At 49.9% G+C, this 6,235-nt stretch carries 9 protein-coding genes; all 9 read left to right on the plus strand.

The genetic code is table 11. The features are described 5' to 3' along the window. On the plus strand, positions 1-809 hold an 809-nt coding region (cydB, locus tag MHN01_RS13285; RefSeq protein WP_239411785.1), incomplete at its 5' end, for a cytochrome d ubiquinol oxidase subunit II. An 11-nt stretch (positions 810-820) separates the two neighbouring features. Next, the gene (gene cydX / locus MHN01_RS13290) at positions 821-928 is read left to right on the plus strand and encodes a cytochrome bd-I oxidase subunit CydX (protein WP_075768376.1); all 108 of its coding nucleotides are present in this window, start codon (positions 821-823) and stop codon (positions 926-928) included. Then, positions 921-1,232 carry a cyd operon protein YbgE gene (ybgE, locus tag MHN01_RS13295; protein ID WP_239411786.1) on the plus strand — a complete coding sequence of 104 codons (312 nt, stop codon included), beginning with the start codon at positions 921-923 and terminating at the stop codon, positions 1,230-1,232. Before cydX ends, ybgE begins: the two co-directional genes overlap by 8 nt. A 310-nt stretch (positions 1,233-1,542) precedes the next feature. Then, on the plus strand, positions 1,543-1,950 hold the full coding sequence (gene ybgC, locus MHN01_RS13300) for a tol-pal system-associated acyl-CoA thioesterase (protein ID WP_239411787.1): 408 nt from the start codon (positions 1,543-1,545) through the stop codon (positions 1,948-1,950). Then, a complete protein-coding gene (gene tolQ, locus MHN01_RS13305) occupies positions 1,947-2,633 on the plus strand; it encodes a protein TolQ (RefSeq protein ID WP_239411788.1) in 687 nt (228 codons plus the stop codon). Before ybgC ends, tolQ begins: the two co-directional genes overlap by 4 nt. A gap of 6 nt (positions 2,634-2,639) precedes the next feature. Beyond that, positions 2,640-3,086 carry a protein TolR gene (tolR, locus tag MHN01_RS13310; protein WP_075768380.1) on the plus strand — a complete coding sequence of 149 codons (447 nt, stop codon included), beginning with the start codon at positions 2,640-2,642 and terminating at the stop codon, positions 3,084-3,086. Between the two features lie 13 nt (positions 3,087-3,099). Beyond that, on the plus strand, positions 3,100-4,206 hold the full coding sequence (gene tolA / locus MHN01_RS13315) for a cell envelope integrity protein TolA (RefSeq protein WP_239411789.1): 1,107 nt from the start codon (positions 3,100-3,102) through the stop codon (positions 4,204-4,206). 13 nt (positions 4,207-4,219) lie between these two features. Beyond that, positions 4,220-5,566, plus strand: a complete 1,347-nt coding sequence (gene tolB, locus MHN01_RS13320; protein WP_239411790.1) for a Tol-Pal system beta propeller repeat protein TolB — start codon at positions 4,220-4,222, stop codon at positions 5,564-5,566. A gap of 37 nt (positions 5,567-5,603) precedes the next feature. Further along, positions 5,604-6,143: a peptidoglycan-associated lipoprotein Pal gene (gene pal / locus MHN01_RS13325; RefSeq protein ID WP_239411791.1), complete on the plus strand. Its 540-nt coding sequence runs from the start codon at positions 5,604-5,606 to the stop codon at positions 6,141-6,143. The last annotated feature ends 92 nt before the right edge of the window (positions 6,144-6,235 follow it).

A 6,235-nucleotide genomic window follows, 5' to 3' on the forward strand; every position in this document is an offset into this window, starting at 1 on the left:
TTGAAAACCCACAGTGGCGTGAAACATGGGATAAGGCGATCTTTGTCGGTAGCTTCGTACCACCTGTGATCTTCGGTGTAGCTTTCGGTAACCTGCTGCAAGGTGTTCCGTTCGAGCTAAGCGATCTGTTGATCCCTACTTATACCGGTTCGTTCTTCGCGCTGCTTAACCCGTTCGCACTATTGTGCGGCATTGTGAGCATCCTGATGATCACCACCCAAGGTGCAGCTTACCTGCAGATGAAGACATCTGATGCGATCCGTGAGCGTGCTCGCCGCGTAGCAATGATCACTTCGATCGGTACAGCAGTGTGCTTTGCAGTTGCCGGTTTCTGGGCTCAGAGCATCGAAGGTTATGTGATCACCTCTGAAATCATGACCAATGCGCCATCTAACCCGCTGACCAAAGAAGTCATGCGTCAGTCTGGTGCACTATTTGCCAACTTTGATGCTTATCCGTTGCTATGGATTGCGCCGGCACTGGCGGTATTCATGCCATTGCTGACACTACTGGCTTCACGTGCGAACAGTGGTGTACTGGCATTTATCACCTCTAGCCTGACAATGGCGGGTGTGATCCTGACAGCCGGTTTTGCCCTGTTCCCGTTCATCATGCCTTCAAGCTCGGTTCCTAACCACAGCCTGACGATGTGGGATGCGACGTCATCTGAGCTGACGCTAAATATTATGACGGGTGTTGCGGCGGTAATGGTGCCGATTATCCTGGCGTACACCTCATGGTGTTATTACAAAATGTTTGGCCGTCTTGATAACAAATATATCGAAGACAACAAGACTTCACTGTACTAAGGAGACAGACTATGTGGTATTTCGCTTGGATTCTAGGTGTTCTGCTAGCCTGCTCTTTCGGGATCATCAATGCCCTGTGGCTTGAAACAACCGAAAATATGGATGAGAACGGTGAGTAAGATCGACCACTGGGTGAAGCGTAGTCATCAGCTGCTGGATAACGGGCTATTGCGTCTGTTATCCATGGCACTGTCGCTGTCGGCGGCAGGTCTGGTGATATGGGAGCCAACACTCTTTGCCCAGGCAATTGGTGGATTCGGACCGGTAATCTCACCCGCCCTGATATGGGCGACATGTACAGCAATGATTTACGGTGTGGGTTTCGTACCGCGCCGTTGGTATTGGCAGGTGTTCTTTACGCCGTATCTGGCATTGCCGATTTTGTCCTATATCATGTGGTTACGTCTGTTTCCTTCGGTATAAGCGCCGAAACAGACAGACAATGATAATTCACACAATGAAACAGCCCATTACAAAACAGTAGTGGGCTGTTTTTTTATACGTCTGTTAGTGTTTATTGCCCAGATAAGTATGCAAAATGCATATACTGACACGAATTATGCAGTGTTGCCGGTAACGAAATGACAAGCTTGTCAAAAAATCATCGCTTTTGTGAGTGTTAGTAAATGTGGCGTTTTATAAAGCCGCGCAACTTCGGTATAGTAAGCGATTATTTGAAGACCGGGCGAGTACCTGACGGGTACTGGCTGTGATGTGATTGCATGGATATCTGATGACCGAAGAAAGTGCCTTTGAGTGGCCAATCACTATTTATTATGAAGATACCGATGTAGGTGGGATTGTTTACCATGCCAACTACCTGAAATTCTTTGAGCGGGCGAGAACGGAACTCTTTCGCAGTCATGATGTCAGTTTACAGGCATTATTTGCACAGAATGTTAGCTTTGTGGTGCGCCATATGGATATTGACTTCCTGAAAGGCGCCAAGCTCGATGAACGTCTGGTGGTCAGGACATGGCCAGTCAAAATTCGCCGTGCCTCGATCGTATTTTGTCAGGTTTTAGTTAACAATGCCGACCAAACCTTGTGCAAAGCGATGGTTCAGGTAGCCTGTGTGCATCCTGAAACCATGAAACCTATTCAGATCCCAGAAAATATTAAGTCGGAGATATCTAAGTGACTGCTGAACTATCGATTTTAGATCTTTTTTTACAGGCCAGCCTGCTTGTTAAGATCGTGATGCTTATCCTGCTAGGTATGTCTGTCATTTCCTGGGCGATGATCATCAAACGCTCCTCGGTACTGTCGGATGCGGCTTCCAAAGCTGAACGTTTTGAAGACCGTTTCTGGTCGGGCATTGATTTGTCACAGCTTTACCAGGAAGTGCAGGCTAGAAAAGACAACCTGACAGGCTCAGAGCAGATTTTCCATGCCGGCTTTAAAGAATTCGCCCGCCTGCACCGCAGCAATGGCAAAGTGCCGGAAGCGGTAATGGAAGGAACGGGACGTGCAATGCGTGTTGCTCTGTCTCGTGAAGTTGATGATATGGAAACCAACCTGCCGTTCCTGGCGACTGTTGGTTCAATCAGCCCGTATATCGGCCTGTTCGGTACGGTATGGGGTATTATGCACGCCTTTATTGCGCTGGGCGCGGTAAAACAGGCGACACTGGCAATGGTTGCCCCGGGTATCGCCGAGGCACTGGTTGCTACGGCTATGGGCTTGTTCGCCGCAATCCCGGCGGTAATGTTCTATAACAAACTGACCAACCAGGTGGCGAAACTAGAGCACACCTATGCCACTTTCATGGAAGAATTCTCCAGTATTCTACACCGCCAGGCATTTGCCGCTGCGCAGGAGTAATAAGCAATGGCTTATCAACCGAAAAAGCGCAAAATGACGGCGGAGATCAACGTCGTACCTTATATCGATGTGATGCTGGTACTGCTGATCATCTTCATGGTAACGGCCCCGTTTGTGACTCAAGGGGTCGATGTCGAGCTACCGTCTACCCAGACGGCGAAAACTGCGGCTGAGCTGGTCGGCGATGAAAACAGTAATGCACCGATCATTGTTGAGGTTGATCAGGACGGTAACCTTGGCCTGAGCGTCGATAACGGCGATATGCTTCGCGGCCTCAGACTGAATGATCTGCTTACACGGGTCAGGGCCGAGCTTCAGCTGAATCCAAAATCGACTGTCTTAGTCGGCGGTGACAGCCGTGCACCTTACTCTTACATTATCGAGACGCTTGATGCACTGAATCAGGCCGGTGTGGGTTCTGTTGGCCTGATGACCGAACCGTTAGAGAAGTAGGTAGGCTCGCAGGATGAAAAACAATAATTACAGTGCTGCCATCATAATTTCGTTACTTCTTCATGGTTTACTGTTAGCGGCTTTGTTATGGGGAACGGATTTCACCATGGACAAGCCAAAGATGTCCGGTAATACGATCAAGGCTGTGGTTGTTGACCCAGCGTTGGTTAATCAGCAGGCCAAGCAGATCCGCCAGCAGCGTGATGCGGCGAAAAAAGCCGAGCAGGATCGCCTGAAGCGACTTGAACAACAGGCTGCAGCGCTTGAACAGCAACGACAGGCTGAAGAGAACAGGTTGCGCCAGCTGAAAGCTGACAAGCTCAAGGCCGAAAAAGATGCCCGTATAGCAGAAGCTGAACGTAAGCGAGTTGCTGCTGAGCAGAAGAAAGTGGCTGAGGCAAAACGCAAGGCGGAAGAAGAGAAGCGCAAAGCTGACGAAGCGGCCCGCATCTCAAGGGAGAAAGCAGCCCAGGCGGAAGCAGAGCGTAAGAAGCAGTTAGCCCAGCAGCGCAAGGCCGAAGAAGCCAAGCGTAAAGCTGAAGAGCAAAAACGCCAGGCGGAAGCCGCTGCCCGTAAGGCAGAGGAAGAGCGTCAGGCAAAACTTGCCGCCAAGAAAAAAGCGGAAGAGGAAGCCCGAAAGGCTGAAGAAGAGCGAAAAGCGAAGATAGCGGCGAAGAAGAAAGCCGATGAGGAAGCTCGCAAGGCTGAGGCTGCCCGTAAGGAAGCCGAGCGTAAAGCGGCGGAAGCTCGCGAGAAGCAGCGACAGCAGGAAGCGGCCCTCAACGATATGTTCGCAGGGTTGGAAGCAGAAACTGAGCAGCGCGGCGGTGCCCGCGGCCAGTTTGTTGCCGACGAAACCCAGCGTTATGGTGCCATCTATACTCAGATGATCCAGCAGAACTTGCTGGTTGATCAGACTTTCATTGGTAAAGAGTGTGTTATTCGCATGCGCTTATCGACTAATGGTCTGGTACTGGATGCGTCGAATGATGGTGGCGACGGAGCACTGTGCCGCGCAGCTAAAGCTGCCGTGGTAAAAGTGAGCCAGTTCCCGATGCCAGAAGATCCGGCGGTAATCGAGAAGCTTCGTAGTATTCGATTAACAGTAAGCCCACAATGATGAAGGAGTTGTTATGAAACGTTGGCTAATGGGCTTGTGTATTGCTCTTCTGAGTTTTAGCCAAGTCGCACAAGCAGAATTGGAACTAGTGATCACCGAAGGTATTGATTCTGCCCGTCCGATAGGTGTAGTGCCGTTCCAGTGGGAAGGTGAAGGAAAAATGCCGTCGGATATCTCCGCGGTAATTGCATCGGATTTGCGCCGCAGCGGCAAATTCAGCCCGGTTGCGACCAGTAAAATGCCACAGACGCCATATAGTGAAGATCAGGTTGATTATAATGCCTGGACATCGTTAGGGGTTGATGCGCTGGTAACAGGTAAAGTTAGCCTGAATGCCGACGGCAATTATGTGATTAACTACCAGTTGGTAGACGTAGTGCGTGGCCAGTTGACCAGTGGCGAAAGCCGTGGCCTGGAAAATGGCGAGCTGGTACTGACCAAAGATCATTTACTGGTCAATAACCGTGCGACCGTCAAAGAGAGCCGACTGCGCCAGTATGCTCACCGAATTTCTGATGTTGTCTATGAAAAGCTGACAGGCGAGAAGGGTGCATTCTTGACTCGTATAGCTTATGTGGTGATTGACGATAAGGCCAAGTATCCGTACCAGCTACGTATTGCCGACTATGATGGTTTCAACGAGCGTCTGGTACTGAAATCACAACAGCCTTTGATGTCGCCATCATGGTCGCCGGATGGCAGCAAGCTGGCCTATGTAAGCTTTGAAAACAAGCAGGCGCAGATTTTCGTGATGGACATTTACAAGGGTAGCCGCGAGATGGTTGCGTCCTTCCCGCGTCACAATGGTTCACCGCGTTTCTCGCCTGATGGCAAAAAACTTGCCATGGTGCTGTCTAAGAGCGGCAGCTTGCAGATCTACATTTTGGATCTGGAAACGAAAAAAATGACCCAAGTTACCCGTGGTCGGGCCAATAATACCGAGGCATTTTGGGATCCAAATGGTCAGTCTATGATCTTTACCTCAGACAGAGGTGGTAAACCCCAGATATATCGAGTAAATTTAGCAGATGGTTCGACCGAACGCCTAACTTGGCAAGGAAGTCAGAATCTGGGTGGTCAATTGACGCCTGATGGACGGTTCCTGGTAATGGTACACAGATCAGACTCTGGGTATAACATTGCCAAACAAGATCTGAAAACAGGTGCGCTTCAAATTTTAACGAAGACATTTTTGGATGAGTCGCCAAGTATTGCACCGAATGGCGGCATGGTGATATACAGCTCAGTTAATGATAAATCCAACGAGCTGTCGTTAGTGTCGATTGACGGGCGCTTTAAGGCACGATTACCTGCGACGAACGGGCGGGTACGGGCTCCATCCTGGGGGCCGTTCCTCTAACGTTCACCGTAATTAGCGATATAAAAGGAAAAAAATAATGCAACTGAACAAAGTTCTAAAGGGGCTGGCAATTGCGCTGCCAATGATCACTCTTGCTGCGTGTAGTTCAACAGAAAGCACTGATAGCTCAGCTGCGTCTGAGTCAACTACTGGTACAGGTACTGCTGCTACTGAGCAAACTACAGTTGCAACACCAGTAGAATCAGGTTCTGCAGCAATGTCTGAGCAGGAGCTACGCAGCCAGCAGCTACGTCAGGAACAAACTGTATACTTCAAGTTTGACAACGCTGAAATTCAGCCTGACTACCAGGAAATGCTAACTGCTCACGCTGACTACCTGCGTGGCAACGGAGCAGTTAAAGTGATTGTTGAAGGTCACGCTGATGAGCGCGGCACGCCTGAGTACAACATTGCCCTGGGTGAGCGTCGTGCGTCAGCCGTTGCTAAATACCTTCAGGCTCTAGGTGTTTCTGCAAGCCAAATCTCAATTGTTAGCTACGGTGAGGAAAAGCCTTTGGTACTAGGCCACTCTGAAGCTGACTATGCTAAGAACCGTCGTTCGGTTCTAGTTTACTAATTTATAGGTAAACACGATGAACAGTAACAAAATGCGGACCCTCGCGTTGACGTTGCTGGTTGGTGCGGCGACCCAGGTGGTCGCCGCACCTG

It is taken from the genome of Photobacterium sp. OFAV2-7 (assembly GCF_022347985.1).
Lineage (GTDB): Bacteria > Pseudomonadota > Gammaproteobacteria > Enterobacterales > Vibrionaceae > Photobacterium.